The 21,733-nt window shown below is 68.1% G+C and carries 23 protein-coding genes; 13 read left to right on the top strand and 10 right to left on the bottom strand.

Going from position 1 to position 21,733, the window contains the following annotated elements:
• Positions 1-134: 134 nt before the first annotated feature.
• Entirely contained in the window at positions 135-959 is an 825-nt protein-coding gene (locus tag AC5YGJ_RS13770; RefSeq protein WP_309333497.1) for a helix-turn-helix transcriptional regulator, read from the bottom strand.
• Positions 956-1,660 (bottom strand): VIT1/CCC1 transporter family protein, encoded by a 705-nt coding sequence (locus AC5YGJ_RS13765; protein ID WP_496186845.1) that lies wholly within the window; start codon positions 1,658-1,660, stop codon positions 956-958. The genes AC5YGJ_RS13770 and AC5YGJ_RS13765 overlap by 4 nt, the downstream gene beginning before the upstream one ends.
• Positions 1,661-1,812: 152 nt before the next feature.
• On the opposite strand from AC5YGJ_RS13765, the gene AC5YGJ_RS13760 reads away from it, so the two are divergent.
• Entirely contained in the window at positions 1,813-3,177 is a 1,365-nt protein-coding gene (locus AC5YGJ_RS13760) for a glutamate--cysteine ligase (protein WP_249842869.1), read from the top strand.
• Between the two features lie 89 nt (positions 3,178-3,266).
• On the opposite strand, the gene AC5YGJ_RS13755 is transcribed toward AC5YGJ_RS13760, so the two are convergent.
• A complete protein-coding gene (locus tag AC5YGJ_RS13755) occupies positions 3,267-4,325 on the bottom strand; it encodes an NAD(P)-dependent alcohol dehydrogenase (protein ID WP_005419275.1) in 1,059 nt (352 codons plus the stop codon).
• Between the two features lie 107 nt (positions 4,326-4,432).
• Here AC5YGJ_RS13755 and AC5YGJ_RS13750 point away from each other — a divergent pair, with 107 nt between their 5' ends.
• Entirely contained in the window at positions 4,433-5,317 is an 885-nt protein-coding gene (locus tag AC5YGJ_RS13750; protein WP_496186844.1) for a LysR family transcriptional regulator, read from the top strand.
• A gap of 61 nt (positions 5,318-5,378) precedes the next feature.
• On the opposite strand, the gene AC5YGJ_RS13745 is transcribed toward AC5YGJ_RS13750, so the two are convergent.
• The gene (locus tag AC5YGJ_RS13745) at positions 5,379-5,795 is read right to left on the bottom strand and encodes a VOC family protein (RefSeq protein ID WP_496186843.1); all 417 of its coding nucleotides are present in this window, start codon (positions 5,793-5,795) and stop codon (positions 5,379-5,381) included.
• 115 nt (positions 5,796-5,910) lie between these two features.
• Here AC5YGJ_RS13745 and AC5YGJ_RS13740 point away from each other — a divergent pair, with 115 nt between their 5' ends.
• On the top strand, positions 5,911-6,588 hold the full coding sequence (locus AC5YGJ_RS13740; protein ID WP_496186842.1) for an SMI1/KNR4 family protein: 678 nt from the start codon (positions 5,911-5,913) through the stop codon (positions 6,586-6,588).
• A 101-nt stretch (positions 6,589-6,689) separates the two neighbouring features.
• Here AC5YGJ_RS13740 and AC5YGJ_RS13735 read toward each other — a convergent pair whose 3' ends face one another.
• Entirely contained in the window at positions 6,690-7,793 is a 1,104-nt protein-coding gene (locus tag AC5YGJ_RS13735) for an alkene reductase (protein ID WP_496186841.1), read from the bottom strand.
• Between the two features lie 130 nt (positions 7,794-7,923).
• On the opposite strand from AC5YGJ_RS13735, the gene AC5YGJ_RS13730 reads away from it, so the two are divergent.
• From AC5YGJ_RS13730 to AC5YGJ_RS13705, 6 genes are all read left to right on the top strand, one after another.
• On the top strand, positions 7,924-8,829 hold the full coding sequence (locus AC5YGJ_RS13730) for a LysR family transcriptional regulator (protein WP_496186840.1): 906 nt from the start codon (positions 7,924-7,926) through the stop codon (positions 8,827-8,829).
• 70 nt (positions 8,830-8,899) lie between these two features.
• The gene (gene frmR / locus AC5YGJ_RS13725; protein ID WP_005411009.1) at positions 8,900-9,175 is read left to right on the top strand and encodes a formaldehyde-responsive transcriptional repressor FrmR; all 276 of its coding nucleotides are present in this window, start codon (positions 8,900-8,902) and stop codon (positions 9,173-9,175) included.
• A 58-nt stretch (positions 9,176-9,233) separates the two neighbouring features.
• On the top strand, positions 9,234-10,343 hold the full coding sequence (locus AC5YGJ_RS13720; protein WP_107232044.1) for an S-(hydroxymethyl)glutathione dehydrogenase/class III alcohol dehydrogenase: 1,110 nt from the start codon (positions 9,234-9,236) through the stop codon (positions 10,341-10,343).
• Between the two features lie 8 nt (positions 10,344-10,351).
• On the top strand, positions 10,352-10,708 hold the full coding sequence (locus tag AC5YGJ_RS13715) for a YqcC family protein (protein WP_496186839.1): 357 nt from the start codon (positions 10,352-10,354) through the stop codon (positions 10,706-10,708).
• 63 nt (positions 10,709-10,771) lie between these two features.
• Positions 10,772-11,602: an S-formylglutathione hydrolase gene (gene fghA / locus AC5YGJ_RS13710; RefSeq protein WP_496186838.1), complete on the top strand. Its 831-nt coding sequence runs from the start codon at positions 10,772-10,774 to the stop codon at positions 11,600-11,602.
• Between the two features lie 172 nt (positions 11,603-11,774).
• The gene (locus tag AC5YGJ_RS13705) at positions 11,775-13,220 is read left to right on the top strand and encodes a GGDEF domain-containing protein (protein ID WP_496186837.1); all 1,446 of its coding nucleotides are present in this window, start codon (positions 11,775-11,777) and stop codon (positions 13,218-13,220) included.
• Between the two features lie 38 nt (positions 13,221-13,258).
• On the opposite strand, the gene AC5YGJ_RS13700 is transcribed toward AC5YGJ_RS13705, so the two are convergent.
• A complete protein-coding gene (locus AC5YGJ_RS13700) occupies positions 13,259-13,729 on the bottom strand; it encodes a hypothetical protein (protein ID WP_496186836.1) in 471 nt (156 codons plus the stop codon).
• A gap of 5 nt (positions 13,730-13,734) precedes the next feature.
• A complete protein-coding gene (locus AC5YGJ_RS13695; protein WP_496186835.1) occupies positions 13,735-14,181 on the bottom strand; it encodes a universal stress protein in 447 nt (148 codons plus the stop codon).
• Between the two features lie 141 nt (positions 14,182-14,322).
• Here AC5YGJ_RS13695 and AC5YGJ_RS13690 point away from each other — a divergent pair, with 141 nt between their 5' ends.
• From AC5YGJ_RS13690 to AC5YGJ_RS13675, 4 genes are all read left to right on the top strand, one after another.
• The gene (locus tag AC5YGJ_RS13690; RefSeq protein WP_496186834.1) at positions 14,323-15,231 is read left to right on the top strand and encodes a LysR family transcriptional regulator; all 909 of its coding nucleotides are present in this window, start codon (positions 14,323-14,325) and stop codon (positions 15,229-15,231) included.
• 245 nt (positions 15,232-15,476) lie between these two features.
• Entirely contained in the window at positions 15,477-16,991 is a 1,515-nt protein-coding gene (locus AC5YGJ_RS13685) for an MFS transporter (protein WP_496186833.1), read from the top strand.
• Positions 16,992-17,014: 23 nt separating this feature from the next.
• A complete protein-coding gene (locus AC5YGJ_RS13680; RefSeq protein WP_409460485.1) occupies positions 17,015-18,097 on the top strand; it encodes an HlyD family secretion protein in 1,083 nt (360 codons plus the stop codon).
• Positions 18,094-19,506, top strand: coding sequence for an efflux transporter outer membrane subunit (locus tag AC5YGJ_RS13675; protein WP_496186832.1), 1,413 nt, complete (start codon positions 18,094-18,096; stop codon positions 19,504-19,506). The genes AC5YGJ_RS13680 and AC5YGJ_RS13675 overlap by 4 nt, the downstream gene beginning before the upstream one ends.
• Positions 19,507-19,637: 131 nt before the next feature.
• Here AC5YGJ_RS13675 and AC5YGJ_RS13670 read toward each other — a convergent pair whose 3' ends face one another.
• From AC5YGJ_RS13670 to AC5YGJ_RS13660, 3 genes are all read right to left on the bottom strand, one after another.
• Positions 19,638-19,976, bottom strand: coding sequence for a hypothetical protein (locus tag AC5YGJ_RS13670; RefSeq protein ID WP_107232087.1), 339 nt, complete (start codon positions 19,974-19,976; stop codon positions 19,638-19,640).
• 77 nt (positions 19,977-20,053) lie between these two features.
• Positions 20,054-20,995 carry a DegV family protein gene (locus AC5YGJ_RS13665; RefSeq protein WP_107232054.1) on the bottom strand — a complete coding sequence of 314 codons (942 nt, stop codon included), beginning with the start codon at positions 20,993-20,995 and terminating at the stop codon, positions 20,054-20,056.
• A 95-nt stretch (positions 20,996-21,090) separates the two neighbouring features.
• Entirely contained in the window at positions 21,091-21,723 is a 633-nt protein-coding gene (locus AC5YGJ_RS13660) for a 2-hydroxychromene-2-carboxylate isomerase (RefSeq protein WP_496186831.1), read from the bottom strand.
• Between the last annotated feature and the right edge of the window lie 10 nt (positions 21,724-21,733).

Below are 21,733 nucleotides of genomic sequence, written 5' to 3'. Positions count from 1 at the left end.
GCCTACAGGGACGTACTTGCGGCGTCCCCGCACTCCGACACCGCCCCGCCCTCCCACGGAATGCACGCTGTTGCTGTTGCTTCGGCTCTCGCTGTTGCCTCGGCGGGTGCAGGGTGCAGCCCTGCCGAACACCCTCAGATGTCTGTAGGTGCCAGCCCGTACCGTTCGGCGAAGCGCTTGCTGAAGCTCGCCGCAGAGCGGTAGCCCGCACGCGCGGCGACGGTCTTCAGCGGCAGGTCGGTGGTGTACAGCAGCTGCATGCCATGTGCCAGGCGCGCCTCGGTCAGCAGTTGGCGCAGGCTGGTGGCCTCGGCGGCCAGGCGTCGGCGCAGCGTGGCGCCACTCAGTGCGAACTGTTCCTCGACATCGCGTGATTGCCAGTCGCGTGCCGGCTCGGCGGCGATGCGGTCGCGGATCTGTTCGCCCAGGCTCGGTGCATGTGGCAGCAGCAGGTTGCCGTGGCCCTGGCGGCACAGGGTCAGCACCAGCGTGGCCAACGCCAGCCGCGCTTCGCTGTAGCGGCCGTCCTGCAGCGACTGCCGCCATTGCCGCAGTATCGCGCCATGTTCGGCCAATGGCAGTCGCGCCATTGCCGGGCCGGCGCTGGGCAGCTCCTCGTTCCACAGCGTGCGCGCTGCCGCCAGCACTTCGGCGCACAGCGGCACGATCGCGCTGAGGTAGCGGCCGCTGTGTGGATCGGGGCGGTTGACTACATCGATGCGGCAGCGCTGGGTCAGCAGCAGGATGTCGCCGGGCACGAATTCCAGTGACTGGTGCGCGGTACGTACCTGTTTGCGTCCTTCCAGCAGGATCGCGAACTGTGGCTGCGGAATTTCCACCGAGCTGGCGCCATGCTCGCGGCGTGCGGTGATGCAGGCATAGCCTTCGGCGCGTTCGCAGCCGGCCAGGCTGGCCATCTCGGCCAGCAGCGCGGAGGCGGGCGGCAGCATGATGGTCATGACACGTGCGCGCCGAGCAGGCGGCCGACGCCGGCGGCGGCCGCCATCGCCAGCGCGCCCCAGAACATCACCCGGATCGCGCCACGCAAGGGCGGTGCGCCGCCCGCCTGCGCGGCCATCGCGCCGGTCAGGCACAGGCCGAGCAGGGTGCTGGCGGTGGTCATCAGCGCGACCTTGTCCACCGGCGCGAGCAGGGCGGTCAGTACCGGCAGTGCGGCGCCGCAGGTGAACGCCCCAGCCGAGGCCAGCGCCGCCTGCAAGGGACGCGCGCGCAGGGTGTCGGTGATGCCGAGCTCGTCACGCGCGTGCGCACCCAGCGCATCGTGGGCGGTGAGCTGCTGGGCAACCTGGCGGGCCAGCGCCGGGTCCAGGCCGCGGTGGCGGTAGATTGCGCTCAGCTCTTCCAGTTCGCTGTGTGGGTCTTCGTGCAGCTCGCGCTCTTCCATCGCCAGGTCGGCGTCTTCGGTATCGGCCTGGGTCTGTACCGAGACATACTCGCCGGCCGCCATCGACATCGCACCGGCCACCGTGCCGGCGACACCGGTGGCCAGGATGGTGCTGGCCGAGGCGCCGCTGGCGGCCACGCCGACTACCAGGCCGGCCACCGAGACGATGCCATCGTTGGCCCCCAGCACGGCGGCGCGCAGCCAGCCGACGCGCTCGGAGCGGTGCAGTTCGGGGTGTCGTGAATGGCGGCTCATGACCTTGAGTGTACGGGGGTCAAGAGGGCGTCGGTAGGATGCTGAAACCCGTCACCGTCGCATGACGCAACGGGGTGCCACGCTATAGTGCGCCCTTGCGATGGCGGGCCCTGGGCCCCACATCCCCTGCCACTGTCCAGCGAGTCCTCCCCTTGTCGAGCCCCAGCCACGTCGCCGATACGCCCATTACCGACCGCTCGCAGCTGGTTGCGGAGATCGCCTCCGGCGAGAAGCCCCGTGCGCAGTGGCGCATCGGTACCGAGCACGAGAAGTTCGGGTTCCGTCTGGATGACCTGCGCCCGCCGACCTTCGAAGGCGAGCGCGGCATCGAAGCGCTGCTCAAGGGCCTGGTCCGCTTCGGCTGGCAGCCGGTGCAGGAGAACGGCAACACCATCGCCCTGCTGCGCGATGGCGCCTCGGTGACGCTGGAACCGGCCGGCCAGCTGGAACTGTCCGGCGCGGCGCTGGAAACCATCCACCAGACCTGCGTGGAGACCGGTACCCATCTGAATGAAGTGGCGCAGGTGGCCGGCGAGCTGCAGCTGGGCTTCCTCGGCATGGGTTTCCAGCCCAAGTGGTCGCGCGATGAGATGCCGTGGATGCCGAAGGGCCGCTACAAGATCATGCGCGCCTACATGCCCAAGGTCGGTTCGCTGGGCCTGGACATGATGACCCGCACCTGCACCGTGCAGGTGAACCTGGATTACGCCAGCGAAGCGGACATGGTGAAGAAGTTCCGCGTGTCGCTGGCGTTGCAGCCGATCGCCACCGCGCTGTTTGCCGATTCGCCGTTCACCGAAGGCAAGCCGAACGGCTACCTGAGCTATCGCTCGCACATCTGGACCGACACCGACGCCGACCGTACCGGCATGCTCGACTTCGTGTTCGAGGATGGCTTCGGTTACGAGCGCTATGTCGATTACCTGCTCGACGTGCCGATGTACTTCTCCTACCGCGATGGCATCTACCACGACGCCAGCGGGCAGAGCTTCCGCGACTTCATGCAGGGCAAGCTGCCGGTGCTGCCGGGCGCGTTGCCGACCCTGCGCGACTGGTCGGACCACACCACCACCGCGTTCCCGGAAGTGCGCCTGAAGAAGTACCTGGAAATGCGCGGTGCCGACGGTGGCCCGTGGAGCCGGCTGTGTGCGCTGCCGGCGTTCTGGGTCGGCCTGCTGTACGACGACACCGCGCTGGATGCGGCGTGGGATCTGGTGCGTGACTTTAGCCTGGCCGAGCGCCACGCGCTGCGCGACGGCGTGCCCAGGCATGCGATGAACCTGCCGTTCCGCACCGGCACGGTGCGCGACCTGGCCCGCGAAGCGGTGAAGATTTCGGTGGAAGGCCTCAAGCGTCGTGCCGCGCGCAATGCCGATGGCCAGGACGAGAGCAAGTTCCTGGACGTGCTGCAGGAAATCGTCGAGTCCGGGTTGACCCCGGCCGAGCGCAAGCTGGCGCTGTTCCATGGGCGCTGGCACGGCGATGTGGATCCGGTGTTCCGCGAGTTCGCGTACTGATCGCCCTGCGGTAGTGCCGGCCGCTGGCCGGCAATCCCAGACGAAAAACCCCGGCAATGCCGGGGTTTTTCGTTTCTGCGGCAGCGCGGTCAGGCCGCGTTCTTCATCGTCGCCATGTCGATCACGAAGCGGTAGCGCACATCGTTCTTCGCCATGCGTTCCCAGGCTTCGTTGACGTTCTTGATGTCGATCATCTCGACATCGCTGACGATGCCGTGCTCGGCACAGAAGTCCATCATTTCCTGGGTCTCGGCCATGCCGCCGATCGCCGAGCCGGTCAGGTGCTTGCGGCCGAAGATCACGCTGCCACCGGTCAGCGGCGGGTCCAGTTCGGTCAGTACGCCGACCAGGCACATGGTGGCTTCGCGCTTGAGCAGGCCCATGTACGGGTTGGTGTCATGGCCGACCGGGATGGTGTTGAGCAGGAAGTCGAAGCTGCCGGCGTGGGCCTTCATCTGTGCGGCATCGCGCGAGACCAGCACTTCGTCGGCGCCCAGGCGTTTGGCGTCGGCACCCTTTTCCGGGGTGGTGGTGATCATCACCACGTGCGCGCCGAGCGCCTTGGCGAACTTCACGCCCATGTGGCCGAGGCCACCCAGGCCGATCACGCCGACCTTCTGGCCCGGGCCGACCTTCCAGTGGCGCAGCGGCGACCAGGTGGTGATGCCGGCGCACAGCAGCGGCGCGGCGGCCTTCAGGTCCAGCGTGTCGGACACCTTCACCACGAAGCGCTGCTCGACCACCACGTGGTCGGAATAGCCGCCGTAGGTCGGCGCACCGCTTTCACGCTCGCGGCCGTTGTAGGTCCACGTCGCGCCTTCGGCGCAGTACTGTTCCAGATCGTGCTCACAGGCGTCGCAGTGGCGGCAGGAATCGACCATGCAGCCGACGCCGGCGTGGTCGCCGACCTTGAAGCGGGTGACGTTGCTGCCGACCTCGGTGACGCGGCCGATGATCTCGTGGCCCGGCACCATCGGGTAGATCGAGCCACCCCAGTCGTCGCGGGCCTGGTGCAGGTCGGAGTGGCAGATGCCGCTGTAGAGGATCTCGATGCGCACATCGTCCGGGCCGACCGCGCGGCGTTCGAACTCGTACGGGATCAGCGGGTCGGTATGTGAATGGGCGGCGTAACCACGGGCGAGGGACATGGGGAATCCTTGGCAGGGTTTGTCGAAAGGCGTTTTACAATACGCCCCGTACCCAGCGGCAAGAAGCCCGGATATCGGCATGATTCATCAAGTGGAACTGCACAATCATGGCCACTGACAACCTGACCCACCTGGCCGCCTTCGCCGCGGTCGCCCGTCATCGCAGCTTCCGCCGCGCCGGCGCGGAACTGGCGCTGTCGACCTCGGCGGTGAGCTATGCCATCCGCGCGCTGGAGGAACGGCTGGGGGTGGGCCTGTTCCATCGCACCACCCGCAGCGTGGCCCTGACCGAGGCCGGGCAGCGCCTGCTGGAGCGCCTGCAGCCGGCGCTGGGCCAGGTACATGACGCCTTGGAAGAGATGAACCAGTTCCGCGCTGCCCCGGCCGGCCTGCTGCGCATCAACGCGACGCGGGCGGCGGTGGCGACCCAGCTGGGGCCGAGGCTGGCGCGCTTCCTGCACGCCCACCCGGATGTGCGGGTGGAGCTGACCGAGAACGATGGCCTGGTCGATATCGTCGCCGAAGGCTACGACGCCGGCGTGCGCCTGCACGAGTTCGTACCCGAAGACATGGTGGCGGTGCCGATGGGGCCGCCGCTGCGCGGCTTGATCGTCGGATCGCCGGAGTATCTGCGCCGACGCCCGGCCCCGCAGCATCCGCATGACCTGGCCGGCCACGAGTGCATCCGCTTCCGCTTCGCCAGCGGGCATCTGTACAAGTGGCAGTTCGAGCGTGATGGGCAGGCGCTGGAAATCGACGTGCCGGGGCGGCTGACGCTGGGCGAGCAGGGCACCGTGGTCGGCGCGGTGCTCGATGGCATCGGCCTGGCCTATGTGCTGGAAGACACGGCGCGGCCGTACATCGAATCGGGGCAGATGGTGGCGGTGCTGGAAGACTGGAGCGAACCGTTTGCCGGGTTTGCACTGTATTACCCGAAGCAGCGGCAGATGCCCGGCGCGCTGCGCGCGTTCGTGGATACGCTGCGGGAGTGAGTTGCGGTAGGTGATGCAGTGCCGACCAACGGTCGGCACCCACCATGCCCACCACGATCACTCATTCCACCAGCGCGTCATACCCCAGGCCGACAAACTGGATCAGGCAGAAGCCATGCCCGAACGGATCGGCCAGCACCGCGATACGCCCCCAGCGGCGCTCGCCAACCGGCTGTTCGAGGATCGCTCCGGCCGCAACCGCTCGCGCCAGCGCGACTTCGATGTCATCCACCACCCAGTCCAGATGCAGCGGCGTCCAGTGGCGCTGGTAATCGCGCACGTCGCCGTCTTCGGTGGCAGGGCTGCCGCTGTCGTTCTGCAACAGATACAGCGGCGCTGGGCCGCCCAGCAGTTCCACCGCCCCCGCGCCGAGGCGGCGGCCGACGCGCAATCCAAAGGCAGCCCCATAGAACGCTTCGGCGGTGGGCAGGTCGGGCACGTCGATGTTGATGATGAAGCTCTGTGCAGGGGAGTGCATGGCAGCGACCCTCGGCAGTCGATGGCCTGCAGTCTAGTCCTGCTGCCGGCTGTTGCCGATTCATCTCCTGCACGGAATCGGGCAAGCTGGGCGACCTCTGTCGACAAGGACTTCCATGAGCGCACTCCCTGACATCGAACAGGCCACCGGGCAGGTCTTCCCCCCTTTGTTCAAGCAACTGCATGCAGCGGGCCGGTTGAGCTGGGGCAGCCCCCACCCGCAATGGTCCGAAGCGGTGTTTCCGTCGCTGCAGGCCGAGCCGCCGGTGCTGCTGTACGCCCAGGACTATGAGCCGCTGGAATCTGACGAGCTGCTGGAGGCGTGGCAGGAGCTGACCGCGGAAGATCACTACAATCCCCTGCGCGCCGACCTGCAGCTGCTGCCGTTCGCGCGAACCGGAGCAGGCGACAGCTACTGCTTCTGGAGCAACGCGCCCGGTGTTGCCGAGCCGCCGGTGGTGCTGGTGTGGCATGACGATGATCGTGCCGATGTGCTGGCCGCCAACTACCAGGACTTCCTGTTCCGCAAGATGGTTGAAGCGGTTGCCGAATATGAGCCGCCGTACTCGCTGCTTTCGCACGGCGACCTGGCCGGGAATCTGCAGCGCTGGTTGCAGACCCACCAGTCGGTGCTGCGCAGTGATCAGCACGCGGCGTTGCAGCGGTTGTTTGCTCGCTCGGGCGACATTGCGGAAGGAAACATCAGCGACGACGACGCGCAGGCCATCGTTGCCGAAGTGATCGGCTTCGATCAGCTGGACGCGTCGTTCGCCTACGTGCGCGAGGACGCCTGAAGGCCGGGGTCGGATCCGCGCGCAGCGCGGCGCTGCCCCCTTCTTCGCCGGACAGGGGGCAGAGCCATGTCCGGCGGAAAGGGATCCGACCCCGTGCGGAATCAGCCTGCGGCCGGGTAATCCAGGTAGCCTTCCTCGCCGCCGCCGTAATAGGTGCTGCGGTCGGGCGTGGCCAGCGCGATGTCGCGGCGCAGGCGCTCGACCAGATCCGGGTTGGCGATGAACGGTTGGCCGAACGCCGCCAGATCGATGGTGCCGGCTTCGACCAGTTGCAGTGCGCGCGCGCGGGTCATGCCGCCGGCCAGGACGAGCGTGCCGCCGTAGGCCTGCTTGAACTGCTGCAGGAACGCCTCACCCAGCACCGATTCGCCCTGCTGCAGGTTGTCGTTGAGGTGCACATAGGCCAGCCCGCGCTTGCCCAGTTCTTCGGCCAGGTACAGGTAGGTGGCTTCGTTGTCGTCGTAGAACGGCATGTCGAAGGTGAGATTGTTCGGCGCCAGGCGCACGCCGATGCGGTGCGCACCGATGCGCTGCGCCATCGCATCGACGGTTTCCAGGATCAGCCGCGCACGGTTCGGCAGCGAGCCGCCGTAGCGGTCCTCACGCTGGTTGATGAGCGGGTTGAGGAACTGTTCGAACAGATAGCCATTGGCGGCATGCAGCTCGATGCCGTCGAAGCCGGCGGCGATCGCATTCTCGGCGCCGCGCACGAAGTCGTCGACGATTCCGGGGATCTCCGCGGTATCCAGCGCGCGTGCCGGGGTCGGATCGGCATGGCCGCGGCTGCCGTCGGCCAGGTACACGAACGAGGTGTTCTTCGGCGCGCTGGCCACCGGGCGCGTGCCGGCGCTGACCGGCTGCCCGCCATCGGGCTGCAGCGAGCTGTGCGACATACGGCCTACGTGCCAGAGCTGGGCGAAGATCGTGCCCTGCTCGGCGTGCACGGCCTCGGTGACGAGCTTCCAGCCGGCCACCTGTTCGTCGGACCAGATGCCCGGCACGTCGATGTAGCCCTGGCCCTGCGGCGAGACCGGCGTGCCTTCGCTGATGATCAGGCCGGCGCTGGCGCGTTGCCGGTAATACTGCGCGGTGAGTGCGTTGGCGACCGTGCCGGGATTGCGGGCACGAGTCATCGGGGCCATCGCGATGCGGTTGCGCAGGGCGGTGCCTGCCAGGTCGAAAGATTGGAACAGGGCGGCGGTCATGTCGGTCGTCTCGGTGCGGGGGAGGGGCGCCAGCGGCGCCATGCACACAGGATGGAGTTGACATGCGGGCGCATAAAGCGCTTCGATTTCCCTCGGTGCGGGACCATTTGTCCCCAATGGAGCGCGAACGATGCTGCCGCTGGAATCCCTCAATGGCCTGGTGACCTTCGTCACCACCGCCCGTTCGGGCAGCTTCACCGAAGCCGCCGATGCGCTGGGCATCTCGCGCTCGGCGGTGGGCAAGGCCATCGCGCGGCTGGAAGCACGGCTGGGCGTGCGCCTGTTCCACCGCACCACGCGACGCATCGCGTTGACCACCGACGGCGAGGCGTACTACGCCTCCTGCGCAGCGGCGCTGGAGGAGATCTCCGCTGCCGAAGCCTGTCTGGGCTCGGCCGGCCTGCCCAGCGGTCGGCTGCGCATCGACATGCCGTCCTCGTTCGGGCGGCTGGTGGTGCTGCCGGTGCTGCTGCGCTTGTGCCGGCAGTACCCGGACCTGCAATTGACGATGACCTTCACCGATCACTTCGTGGACCCGATCGAGGAGGGCATCGACCTGCTGATCCGCTTTGGTGGACTGCACCAGGCCGAACATCTGGTGGCGCGCCGGCTGGGCCGCCAGCGCCTGGTCACCTGCGCATCGCCGGAGTACCTGCAGGCGCACGGCACTCCGCAGACCGTGCAGGAACTGGCGCAGCACCGCAGCATCGTCGGCTTCCGCCACGGCCAGCCGGTGGCGTGGCGGGTCGGCAGCGATGATGCAGAAGGCACGTTCATCCCCAACGCGACCTACCAGCTCAACGACGGCGACGCGGTGATCGAGGGGGCCATCGCTGGGCTGGGCATCTGCCAGATGCCCATCTCACTGGTGCGCCGTCATCTGGAGTCCGGCGCACTGCACTCGGTGCTGGACGCGCACATGCAGCGGCATATCGACATCCACGCGCTGTGGCCGCCAACCCGGCACCTGCGGCCGAAGGTGCGCTACGTGGTGGATGAGTTGACCCGGCTCGCAGGACAGGGCGTGTTCGATTGACCCCGGCGGATTGAGTGCGGTGGCGGGGTGTGTATACTATCCCCCAGTATAGTTCCAAGGTGGCGCCGCCATGCCGCACTCCCCCGAAGAGAAAAAGAAGGTCCTGGCCCGCGTCCGCCGCATCCGTGGCCAGTGCGACGCGCTGGATCGCGCGCTCGAAGCTGGTGCCGACTGCGGGCCGGTGCTGCAGCAGATCGCCGCCATCCGTGGCGCGGTCAACGGCCTGATGTCCGAGGTGATGGAAGCCCATCTGCGCGAGGAGTTCGGCCAGCCCGCCGCCTCCGACGAACAGCGCGCCGAACGCGTGCGCGACATGAGCGCGTTGATCCGCTCGTACCTGAAATAAACGACGGCGCAACATTGCGCCGCCCATCCTGTTACTGCCTGTCTTTGGAGAAGCCACCATGAAGTCCCGTGCCGCCGTCGCCTTTGGTCCCGGCCAGCCGCTGCAGATCGTCGAGATCGATGTCGCCCCGCCGAAGGCCGGCGAAGTGCTGGTCAAGATCACCCACACCGGTGTCTGCCACACCGATGCGTTCACCCTGTCCGGCGACGATCCGGAAGGCCTGTTCCCGGTGGTGCTGGGCCATGAAGGCGCCGGCATCGTGGTGGAAGTGGGCGAGGGCGTGACCAGCGTCAAGCCGGGTGACCACGTGATTCCGCTGTATACCGCCGAGTGTGGCGAGTGCCTGTTCTGCAAGAGCGGCAAGACCAACCTGTGCGTGGCCGTGCGCGCCACCCAGGGCAAGGGCGTGATGCCTGACGGCACCAGCCGCTTCAGCTACAACGGTGAGCCGCTGTACCACTACATGGGCTGCTCGACCTTCAGCGAGTACACCGTGGTGGCTGAAGTGTCGCTGGCCAAGATCAACCCGGACGCGAACCCGGAACACGTCTGCCTGCTCGGCTGCGGCGTCACCACCGGCATCGGCGCGGTGCACAACACCGCCAAGGTGCAGGAAGGCGACAGTGTGGCCGTGTTCGGCCTCGGCGGCATCGGCCTGGCGGTGATCCAGGGCGCGCGCCAGGCCAAGGCTGGCCGCATCATCGCGGTGGACACCAACCCGTCCAAGTTCGAGCTGGCGCGCGAATTCGGCGCCACCGACTGCATCAACCCGAAGGACTTCGACAAGCCGATCCAGCAGGTCATCGTGGAAATGACCACTTGGGGCGTGGACCACAGCTTCGAGTGCATCGGCAACGTCAACGTGATGCGCGCGGCGCTGGAATGCGCACACCGTGGCTGGGGCCAGAGCGTGGTGATCGGCGTGGCCGGGTCGGGCCAGGAAATCTCCACCCGCCCGTTCCAGCTGGTGACCGGCCGCAAGTGGATGGGCACCGCCTTCGGTGGCGTGAAGGGCCGCAGCCAGCTGCCGGGCATGGTCGAGGACGCGATGAAGGGCGATATCGAACTGGCGCCGTTCGTGACTCACACCATGGACCTGGACAAGATCAACGAAGCCTTCGACCTGATGCATGAAGGCAAGTCGATCCGTTCGGTGGTCCATTACTGAGCCGCGGCATGGGCTGGCTCGATGCCCTGCGCAGGCCGCGCGCGGACGATCCGCGCGCGGCCCTGGTCGAACCGATCGAGCAGGCGCTGCGTGCGCTGGGCTGGGTCGAGGGGCCGGTCGGGCCGCCGCGTGCCGTGGATTCACCGTTCGGTATCGACGAGATGCCGTTCGAGCACTGGCTGGCGCAGGTGTTCCTGCCCCGCCTGCACGAAGCCCGTGCCGACGGCCACTGGCCGCCGCGCAGCCAGGTGGCGGTGGCCGCGTACCGCAACCTGGACGGGCAGCCCGGCGTCGAACCGCTGCTGCGCCTGCTGTCGCAGCTGGATGAACTGATCAACAAAGGCATCCACGCCGGGCGTGGATAAGCCGACCAAGGTCGGCACCTACCAGAAGCATGCGTGCGCCGACGCGCCGCGCAGGAGAACATCATGGAACGCATTGAACACCGCGCCTGCTTCGGCGGCTGGCAGGATGTCTACCGCCACACGTCCACCACGCTGGGCTGCGACATGCAGTTCGCCGTGTACCTGCCGCTGCAGGCGGCCACGCAGAAGCTGCCGGTGCTGTACTGGCTGAGCGGCCTGACCTGCACCGAACAGAACGTCATCACCAAGGCCGGCGCGCAGCGGTACGCGGCCGAGCACGGGGTGATCCTGGTCGCGCCCGACACCAGCCCGCGCGGCGACGAGGTGGCCGATGCCGAAGGCTACGACCTGGGCAAGGGCGCCGGCTTCTACCTCAACGCCACCCAGCAGCCGTGGGCCAAGCACTACCGCATGCATGACTATGTGGCGCAGGAACTGCCGGCGCTGATCGAGGCGCACTTCCCGGTGACCGCTGCGCGCGCCATCAGCGGGCACTCGATGGGCGGCCATGGTGCGCTGGTGATTGCCCTGCGCAATCCCGGCCGCTATCGCAGCGTGTCGGCGTTCTCGCCGATTGTTGCGCCCAGCCAGGTGCCGTGGGGACAGAAGGCGTTCACCGCCTATCTGGGCGCCAACCCGGCCGACTGGGCGCAGTGGGATGCCTGCGCGCTGCTGGCCACGGCCGAAGAACGGCTGCCGCTGCTGGTGGATCAGGGCGCCGCCGATGAATTCCTGCAGACCCAGCTGCAGCCCGAGCGCCTGCAGCAGGCCTGCGAGGCCGTTGGCCACCCGCTGACCCTGCGCCTGCAGCCCGGCTACGACCACAGCTACTACTTCATCGCCAGCTTCATCGGCGAGCACATCGCCCATCACGCCCAAGCGCTGAAGCGTTGACCCCGGTAGAGCCGGGCCTACGCTCGGCTTTCCCTTGGGCCTCCGACTGGATGGCAGCCGAGCATGGGCTCGGCTCTACGGTTACACGCCGACTTTCTAGTGGTGGATCACACCATCGTGGCGCCGCCCCGGGCTATCGTGCGCGCGTACGGCTTTGTGGATCGGGGGATGCATGCCGGTAGTGCTGGCGCTGCTGTATGTGCTCTGCCATGGCCTGGTGCTGACCCTGTGGCCGGGATCGGCGGGTGCGGGGTCCTTCGTTTTCCTGACCGGCGCCCCCGTGCTGGCCGCAGCGGCCTGCCTGTGGCGTGGTCAGCGCGACCGCGCGGCGCTGGGCTGGCGGGCCACGGCGCTGGCCCTGCTACTGTGGGCCGGCGGCATGGGCGTGAACATGCTCGATGCCCTTGGCGCCGATCGCGCCGACATCACTCCGCGGGTGAGCCTGCTTCTGTATGTGCTGTACGGCGTGCCGCTGGTGTTCATCCTGGCGCGTGCGCGCCGTGAGCGCTGGTCGATCAGCGTGATCGACGGTGGCATGGCGGCGCTGCTGGGCGTGCTGTTCTTCGTGCATACGCAGTCGTTCGCCGACCGCATCGATATCGACAACCAGGCCATGGCGAACATGCAGCGCATGTTCGACATCCAGAACCTGTGCATCGCCGTCTTCGCGGTGGTGCGCTGGCTGGCCGGCGACGTGCCCGAGCGGCGCAGCTTCTTCCGCGCGCTGGCGCTGTATGCGCTGGTCTACCTGGCGGTGGCGTTCTACATCAACCACTACACCGCCGAGCAGTCATTTGGTGCCTACAACGACCTGCTGATCGACCTGCCGTTCCTGCTGCTGGCCGTGCTGGCGCTGCGCCAGGCACCGGCGCCCGGCTTCGTGCTGCACCCCCGCCTTTCGCGGCTGGTCCAGGCCGGCGGGCCGATCATCCTGCCGCTGCTGCTGCTGGTGGTCGGCACCCTGGTGGTGGACCACGCGCGATGGCTGGCGGTGGCCGGCTTCGTGGTCGCCACACTGGGCTTCAGCCTGCGCAGTACCGTGCTGCAGATGGATCTGCTGGAGCGCCAGGCGGGACTGGATGAGCTGGCCCGGCGCGACGGCCTGACCGGGGTGGCCAACCGCCGCGAGTTCGACACGGTGCTGCAGGCCGAATGGAACCGGGCGCGGCGCAACGGCAGCGAACTGGCCCTGCTGCTGGTCGACATCGACCACTTCAAGGCGTTCAACGACCAGCACGGCCATCCGGCCGGCGATCGTTGTCTGCAGGCTGTCGCGGCGGTGCTGAAGTCAACGGCCGGCCGCGCCGGCGACAGTGTGGCGCGCTACGGTGGCGAGGAATTCGCGGTGATCGTGTCCGGAAGTGCATTGTCGGGGGTGCTGGCGCTGGCCGAGCGCTTGCGCGAGGCGGTGGAGGCCCTGCCGTTGCCGGAAGGATCGATCAGCATCAGTGTTGGCGTGGGCTATCTGCATCCGCCCGCGCTGGCCAGCGCCGATCAGCTGCTGGCCGATGCAGACGCCGGCCTGTATGCCGCCAAGCGCGCCGGCCGCAACCAGGTGATGCTGCACGCGCACGTTCTCGACGATGAGGGCAACGCGCACGGCACCCTGGACTGCTGAGACCGACCGGCCAGCGCCACGCCCGCGCTTGCGCGGGGTCATCGCTGCCGTTGCCAGCCGGCCGGATCCAGCAGCCGCAGCCCGACCGGCGACAGCGAGCGTGGCCGCAGGTGCAGGTTCGCCGCCTGCACTGCCTGGGCGCAGCGCGCCAGCTGCAGACGCAGCGGCGCCAGCGGGTCGTCCGCGCGCGGGCGCGCATGCCGCCACTGGGCGATGCGCAGCAGGCAGACCAGCAGGTCCAGTTCGCTGGCCGCGATGAACGGGGAGCCGGGCCGCAGCAGGTCGATCGGCGCCGAAGGTGTGGTCAGCAGCGGCAACAAGCCCAGAAACGCATCGCAGCCCTGCCGGTCCAGGCCGAGATCGCCCAGGCCGATGAGGCCCTCGGCCCGCAGGCCAGGCTCGCGCAGCTGGCGGATCGCCGCCAGCAGCGCCTGCTCGCCGCGGCCGAACTGACGACCGAAGGCGCGGTAGCTGACCCGGGTGGGGAACAACGGAGCGCGGGAGGCCATGGCCGCTAGCCGTGCCGGTCGCGGGTTTCCACCAGCACCGGGCAGGGCGCGTGGTCGATGGTCCATTGCCCGACCGAAGGTTCGAACAGGCGTTCCAGGCGCGACAGGTGGCGATGGCCGATCACGATCAGGTCGCACTTCAGGCGCTGGGCCTGTTCGCTGATGACTTCGCCGGGTTCGCCGGAGGGGATCTGCGCGATGGCATCGACGCCGCGTTCGCGCAGCTCGGCCAGCGCTTCGGCCAGCACCGCTTCGGCGCGCGAGCGCTGGCGGGCGGCTTCCGGGTACTCGATGCGGTCGGCTTCGCTGGCATCGGCGGCCAGCGTGAATTCGGGGTCGAGCACGCACAGCAGGTGCAGGCGGCTGCGCGGGCCGGCGACGGCTGCGGCCAGGTCCAGCACGCGCGCGTGCTGGGGGCCGCCATCGAGGGCGACCAGCAGGGTGTTGAACATGGGTGTCTCCTTGGCAGGCCAGGGATGGTCGCTCATGCCGCGCCGCGCACCCATGCCGTGTGGTGCAGGCAATACGTGCATGGTACGCAATCGACTTTGACTGAAAGTGTCGTAGAGTCATTCCACCTGTTGGAGACTGCCATGCCCCTGCCCGACCTCAACCTGCTGCTGGCCCTGGATGTCCTGCTGGACGAAGGCAGTGTCGCCGGGGCGGCCCGGCGCATGAACCTGAGCGCGCCGGCCATGAGCCGCACCCTGGGGCGGATCCGCGACGCGCTGGGCGACCCGGTACTGGTACGCGCCGGCCGCGGCCTGGCGCCAACCCCGCGCGCGCTGGAACTGCGCGAGCAGGTGCGCGACGTGATCGAGCAGGCCCATCGGGTGTTCAACGAAGGGCGTGAGGTGGACATCCAGACCCTGGAACATACCTTCAGCATCCGCGCCAACGACGTGTTCATCGGCAGCTACGGTGGCCGCCTGCGCGAAGTGTTCCGCCAGCAGGCGCCACGTTGCACGCTGCGGTTCATGCCCGAAGGTGACTCCGACGATGACGCGATGGTGCAGGGCCGGATCGACCTGTATATCAGCACTGCCGGCAAGCATACGCAGGAAACCAAGGTCCAGAACCTGTTCACCACGGCACTGCTCGGCGCAGCCCGCGAGGATCATCCGCTGTTCGACGGCGATATCACTGCAGAGCGGTTTGCCGCCTGCGACCACATCGCCGTCTCCCGACGCGGCATCGCGCATGGGCCGATCGACGACGAACTGGCACAGTTGGGCCTGCGGCGGCGGGTAGCGATGGTCATCCCCACCTTCCACGGTGCGATCTTCGCCGCAGCCTCCTCGGACCTGGTGCTGCCGCAGATGCCCAGCGTGATGCTCGATCGGATCGCCTACATGGGACTGCCACTGCGCATGTTCCCGCTGCCGGTGCCAGTACGCACGGTGGCGCTGGTGCAGGCCTGGCATCCGCGCATGGACAACGACCCAGCGCACCGTTGGCTGCGCCGTACGATCAAGAGCATGTGCGACGCCGACGCGTTGTAGCGTCGAGCCTGCTCGACCACTTCTGCTCGACTCCATGAAAAGGCATTCGATGGAGCGCGGGCACGCCGTGCGCCACGAAGCGGCAATCCATGGAGCGCGGCAACCCGTGCGTCTGGTGCACGACTGGCATTTCACCCACGCCATTTTTCGCAGCTGTGGGCCTGCCTAGACTGCGCTCCCCACATTCACCGAGCGCACGCCATGTCGCTTCATCTGCCGTGCGCTGCACGGATCGGTCCGCACCCATGAGCGCGATCACCCTGCCACAGGCCCCGGCAGTCCCCGCTGCCCCCGCGTTCGATCGCCGCATCGTGGTCGGGCTGTGCGGTGTGCTGCTGGTGGTCTTGCTGTCGGGATTCAACGAGAACGTCACCAAGGTCGCGCTGGCTGACATCCGCGGCGCGATGGGGTTCAGCGTCGATGACGGCAACTGGATCACCGGCATCTACAGCGCCATGTCAGTCAGCGCGATGGCCTTCGCGCCCTGGTGCGCGGCCACCTTCTCGCTGCGCCGCTTCGGCCTGGTGATGATCGGCACCTTCATGCTGCTGGGCGTGCTGTGCCCGCTGGCGCCGAACCTGCCGACCTTCCTGCTGCTGCGCGCGTTGCAGGGCCTGGCTGGCGGTGCCCTGCCTCCGCTGCTGATGAGCGTGGCGCTGCGCTTCCTGCCCCCGGGTATCAAGCTGTACGGCCTGGCAGGCTATGCGCTCACCGCCACGTTCGGGCCGAGCATGGGCACGCCGCTGGCCGCGCTGTGGGTGGAGCACGCGGGTTGGCAGTTCGCGTTCTGGCAGATCGTGCCGTTCTGCGTGGCCGGGATGGTGATGGTCGGCTGGGGCCTGCCGCAGGACCCGATGCGCCTGGAGCGCTTTGCCCAGTTCAACGGTGTGGGCCTGGCCCTGGGGCTGCCGGCGCTGGTGATGCTGGTGCTGGGCCTGACCCAGGGCGCACGCCTGAACTGGTTCGATTCACCGCTGATCACGGTGTTGCTGGGCGGCGGCAGCGGCCTGCTGGTGTTGTTCTTCATCAATGAATGGTTCCACCCGCTGCCGTTCTTCAAGCTGCAACTGCTTGCCCATCGCAATCTCGGCTATTCGCTGGTCACCTGCGTGGGCGTGCTGTTCGTGCTGCTGGCCGTCATCTCCATCCCCTCCGGGTTCCTGGCCAGCGTGCAGGGCTACCGCCCGTTGCAGACCGCGCCGCTGTTGTTGTGGGTGGCGCTGCCGCAGGTCATTGCGCTGCCGCTGGTGGCTGCCCTGATGAACCTGCGAGTGGTGGACTGCCGCTGGGTGCAGGCGGCCGGGCTGTTGCTGCTGGCGGCGGCGTGCTTCATCGGCGCGCACCTGGATGTGCAGTGGAACCGCGACACCTTCCTGTGGGTGCAGCTGCTGCAGGTCGTGGCGCAGCCGATGGCGGTACTGCCGTTGCTGTTGCTGGCCACCACTGGCCTGGCGCCGCAGGACGGTCCCTATGCCTCGGCCTGGTTCAACACCGTCAAAGGCTTTTCGGCGGTGTTCGCCGGTGGCGTGCTCGATGCGGTCGGGCAGTCACGGCGTCACCTCCATTCGACCGCGCTGGTCGACCACCTGGGCAACCAGCCGTGGTTGCCGGCCAGCGCCGATCTGCCCGCGCGCCTGCACGCCCAGGTGCAGGCGCTGACCTCGGCGGACCTGTACTGGCTGGTGGCGCTGGTAGCTCTGGGCTGCCTGCCGCTGCTGCCGTGGGCAACCCGTGTCCATCCGCCACGTGCTGTGGCCTGACCCTTACCCGCAAGGACTCCCCCATGAGCCTCAACAAGACAATCCTCAACACCGGCCTTGCACTGGGCGTGCTGGCTCTGGCCATCGGCGGCTGGCTGCTGCTGCGCGACGGGCGCTACCAGCGCACCGACAATGCCTACGTCAATGCCGATTTCACCGTGGTCGCACCGAAGGTGGCCGGCTTCGTCAGTACCGTGGATGTGCAGGACAACCAATCGGTAAAGGCCGGCGACGTGCTCGCCCGCATCGACGACCGTGACTACCAGGTGGCACTGCAGGCGGCACGTGCCGACCTCGCCAATGCCCGCGCGCAGCTGGCCAATGCGCAGGCCGCACTGGCCCAGCAGGATTCGCTGATCGAGCAGGCCAGGGCCAGTGTCGATGTCAGCCGTTCCGAACTGACCCTGGCCAGTGCCGACCAGCAGCGTTACCGCGAGCTGGCCCGTGATGGCGCCGGCACCGTGCAGAACGCACAGCAGGCACAGTCGAAGCAGGCAGTGGCCAGTGCGCATCTGCAGCAGGGCCAGGCCGCGCTGTCGACCGCGCGCCAGCGCACCGACATCCTGACGGCCGGTGTGCAGGCCGCGCAGGCTGCCGTGCAGCGCGCGGAAGCGGCGCAGGCTCGCGCCGAACTGGATCTTTCGCACACCGTGCTGCGCGCACCGATCGACGGCATGGTCGGTCGTCGCGCGGTTCGCGTCGGTGCCTACCTCACGCCGGGCACGCCGGTGGCGGCGGTGGTGCCGCTGCAGCGCGCCTTCGTGGTGGCCAACTTCCAGGAGACACAGATGACCCGCATGCAGGCCGGCCAGCAGGTCGAGCTGACGGTGGACGTGTTCCCCGGCAAGCCGTTGCGTGGCCACATCGACAGCATCGCCCCGGCCACCGGCGTCACCTTCGCCGCCGTCGCACCGGAGAATGCCACCGGCAACTTCACCAAGGTGGTGCAGCGCATTCCGGTGAAGATCGTGCTGGAGCCGGGCCAGCCGTTGCTGGACCAGCTGCGCGCCGGCATGTCGGTGGAGGCCAGCGTCGACCTGGACAGTCGTGCGCGCGCCCAGAACGCGCAGCGTGCTGCGGGCCCTGCGGCCGGGGAGGGCGCATGAGCGCAGGCCCCGTGTTGCGCATCTTCTTCGCGGCCACCGTGTGCACGGCGCTGGCCGCCTGCACGATGGGCCCGGACTTCGTGCGTCCGCAGGCGCAACTGCCCAGCCACTGGCAGGGTGAGGCGGTGACTGCCAGTGCAATCGATCAGGACGCGGCCTGGTGGGCCGGCTTCGACGATCCACTGCTGGGTCAGCTGGCAGGGCAGGTGTTGCAGGCCAATATCGACCTGCGGCTGGCGGCCAACCGCGTGCAGCAGAGCCGCGCCGCGCGTGGCATCAGCGCTTCCGACCGTCTGCCCAGCGTCAGCGCAACCGCCAGCGGCGCGCGTGCACGCAACAGCGAGGTGGGCCTGAACGATCCCTCCGGCAACGGCGGGCGCGACGACTACGGGCTGTTCCAGGCGGGCATGGGCCTGAGCTGGGAGCTGGATCTGTGGGGGCGCGTGCGGCGCCAGCTGGAAGCGGCCGATGCGCGCGTGCAGATGGCCGAGGAGGATGCGCATGCGGTGCGCATCGCGTTGCTGGCGGAAACCGCGCGTGACTATCTGCAGCTGCGTGCGACGCGGCAGCTGCGGGCGATCACCGAGGACAATCTGAGCATCGCCCACGACATCAAGCGCCTGACCGAAGCACGCCAGCGCCAGGGCGTGGCCAGCACGCTGCAGGTCTCCAGCGCGGCGGCGCAGGTGGCCTCGTTGCAGGCACGCATCGCGCCGCTGCGGCATCGCGAATCGCAGCTGCGCAATGCGCTGGCATTCCTGCTGGCGCAACCCCCGCAGGCACTGGATGCGCAGTTGCAGGATGCACGTGGCGACTGGCCGGCGTTGCCGGCGGTGGCGGTGGGTCTGCCCAGCGAACTGGCCGAGCGCCGCCCGGACATCCGGCGCGCAGAAGCGGCACTGCATGCCGCAACGGCGGGTATCGGGGTGGCCAAGGCCAGCTTCCTGCCGCGTATCACGTTGAATGGCGATGCCGGTTTCCAGGCCAAGCAGCTTGATGACCTCGATGGCTGGAACGCGCATCGCTTCAGCGTCGGGCCGGCGATCAGCCTGCCGATCTTCCAGGGCGGGCGTTTGAAGGCCAACCTGGCGCTGAGCAGGCTGCAGCAGCAGCAGGCGTCGCTGCAGTTCCAGCGCACGGTGCTGCAGGCCTGGCATGAAGTGGATGACGCCATCGATGGCTATGCCACCGAACAGCAGCGCACCGTGCAGTTGCACGTGGCGGTGGAGGAGAGCGAAACCGCGTTGGGTGCGGCGCGTCGGCAGTACCAGGCCGGCGTGGTCGACATGCTGGATGTGCTCAGTACCCAGCGCATCGCGCTGGACAACCAGGCCGCGCTGGCCAACAGCCAGGCCACGGCGGCGATCGCCCGGGTGGAGCTGTACCGCGCGCTGGGCGGTGGCTGGTAATGCCGGCCAGCGGCCGGCACTACCTCGCGCCCGATAGTTGCCAACCTTGGTTGGCAGCATTTTGCAGAAGCGCCAACCAAGGTTGGCGTCTACCAGAGCATGGACAGCGCCGAGCCATGCCCGGCGGGACCTCAACGCACGTCGCGCAGTTCCCAGTGGCTGCCGGCCAGCAGGCGCAGGCGCTGCTTGAACACGTCACTGTCGATGCGGGTGGTGGCCACCAGGTTGATGCGCAGGTCCTTCTGTTCGCCGGTCACGGTGGCGTCCGGATCGGTCACGCCCCACTGCGGTTCCACCGCATCCGGGTCGGGCTGCTTGGCCTTCCAGCGCTCGAACAGCGTGCCGCTGCGCAGGGCGTTCTGCAGTTCCTCGGCGAAGCCGGCGGCGCCCTGCGAATGGAAGGACAGGTCAGGGTCGTTGCCGCGGGCCTTGGACGGGTCGGGCAGGCTGATGTGGTACTGCGCAGGCATGGTGTTCTCCTTGAAGTGCGGCAAGGCTGGCACAGTCGCGGTGGAATCGATGTGCAGATTCCCGCCGCGGTTGGCCTTCATTCAAACCGATGCGGCCCATCGGCAAAGCCCACGGTGACCGCGCCCTTGCCGACGTTGACCATGCCGGTCAGGCTCATCACCGACTCATACACGCTGACGCCGTGCTCGGCGCAGACCTGCTTCAATGCCGCATAGCCGGGCAGGGCGCGCAGTTCGTCCAGTTCACCGCCGTAGCTGACGCACACCGTCGGTGTCATCAGCCCGGCGCGTACACGCTGGCCCACCACGGCGAACAGCTTCTGTACGGCGTTGTCGAAGCCTTTGATCTTGGCCACCGGCCCGGTCTCGCCGCGGTAGCCGTGCAGCACCGGCTTGATGTCCAGCGCGCTGCCCAGCGCGGCACTGAGCAGGCCGACGCTGCGGTCACCCTTGTGCCGTGCACGTGCGCGCATGTAGTACAGGTCGCGGGTGACCATGTAGCCATGCACGTTGCCGGCCAGTTCCTCCAGCCGCTCGCGGATCTGCTGCACGCTGGCGTTGCTGTCGCGCAGGCGCACGGCCTCGATTGCGGTCACCGCCTGCGCCGCAAACAGGTTCTGGGTGTCGAGCACGCGCAGCGCGAACGGCGAGTTGTAGCCCGCCGCCTGCCGCACCGGCTTGTAGTCGTTGAGGATGGCGAAGCTGGCCTGCAGCGCGTTGTCGTGGATGGGGCTGCGGGTCTTGGTGATGGTCATGCAGAACACGTGGTCGTAGTCGATCACCAGCTGCTGCAGGAACAGGTCGCGGATCTGGTTGACGCTGAAGGGGATGGTTTCCGCTTCAGCGCCATGCTCGGCCACATGGGCGTGCAGGAAACTGAGCGTGGCCTGCTCATCGCGGTGATCGGCCAGCACGGCTTCGCCGATGCGGACGGTGATCGGCAGCAGCACGATGTTGTGTTCGGCGATGAAGTCCTGCGGCAGGTCGCAGGCCGAGTCGACGACGATTCCGATGCGCATCCGCGGCTCCCCCTCCAGGGCGGTTGTAGGTTCGGAAATGTGAAAACTATCTCAAAACCGCGCCCGGCGCGCGAGGGAAATACGCCAGTGCCTGTTCAGCGACTGCGCTGCACCGCCACCGGCAGGCTGTCCAGGCGCTGCCACTCGGGCTGCTGCAACAGGCCCGGATCGTCCAGCACGGCGGCGATCAACGGGTGCGCATCGTTGCCCCAGAACAGTTCATCGCCGATGGCCAGGGTCGGCACGCCGAACACACCGGCGTCGATGGCGGCGTCCGTGTTGCGCCGCAGCTGCTCCTTCACCGCCGGATCAGCAATGGCGGTGGCCACATCCTCGATGTCCAGCCGGGCGCCGGGCTCGCGCAGAGCCTCGGCACTGTCGCCGGCGTTGCCCTCGCGCCAGATCCAGTCAAACAGCACGTCCACCGCCTGCGCGCTGGCACCGGCCGCCAGGCACAGGCGCAGCGCCGACAGCGGGTTGAACGGATGGCCCGGTGGGAAACGCAGCGGCGTGCCCTCGGCCTGCGCGGTCCACTGCAGCTGGCGGTACATGAAGCGGCGCTTGGCCGGAATCTCGGCCGGGCCGAGGTTGCCCAGGTGATGCAGCACCGCACCGAAGGCGATCGGCACCGGCTGGATCTGGCCGAACTGCGGCAGCCGCTTCAGCTTCTGCCAGTGCAGGTAGGAATAGGGCGAGACGAAGTCGAAATACCAGCGCAGCGTGGCCATGAGGGTTTCC

It is taken from the genome of Stenotrophomonas sp. CS3K5 (assembly GCF_059515225.1).
This window is presented reverse-complemented; position numbering and strand designations above follow the sequence as displayed.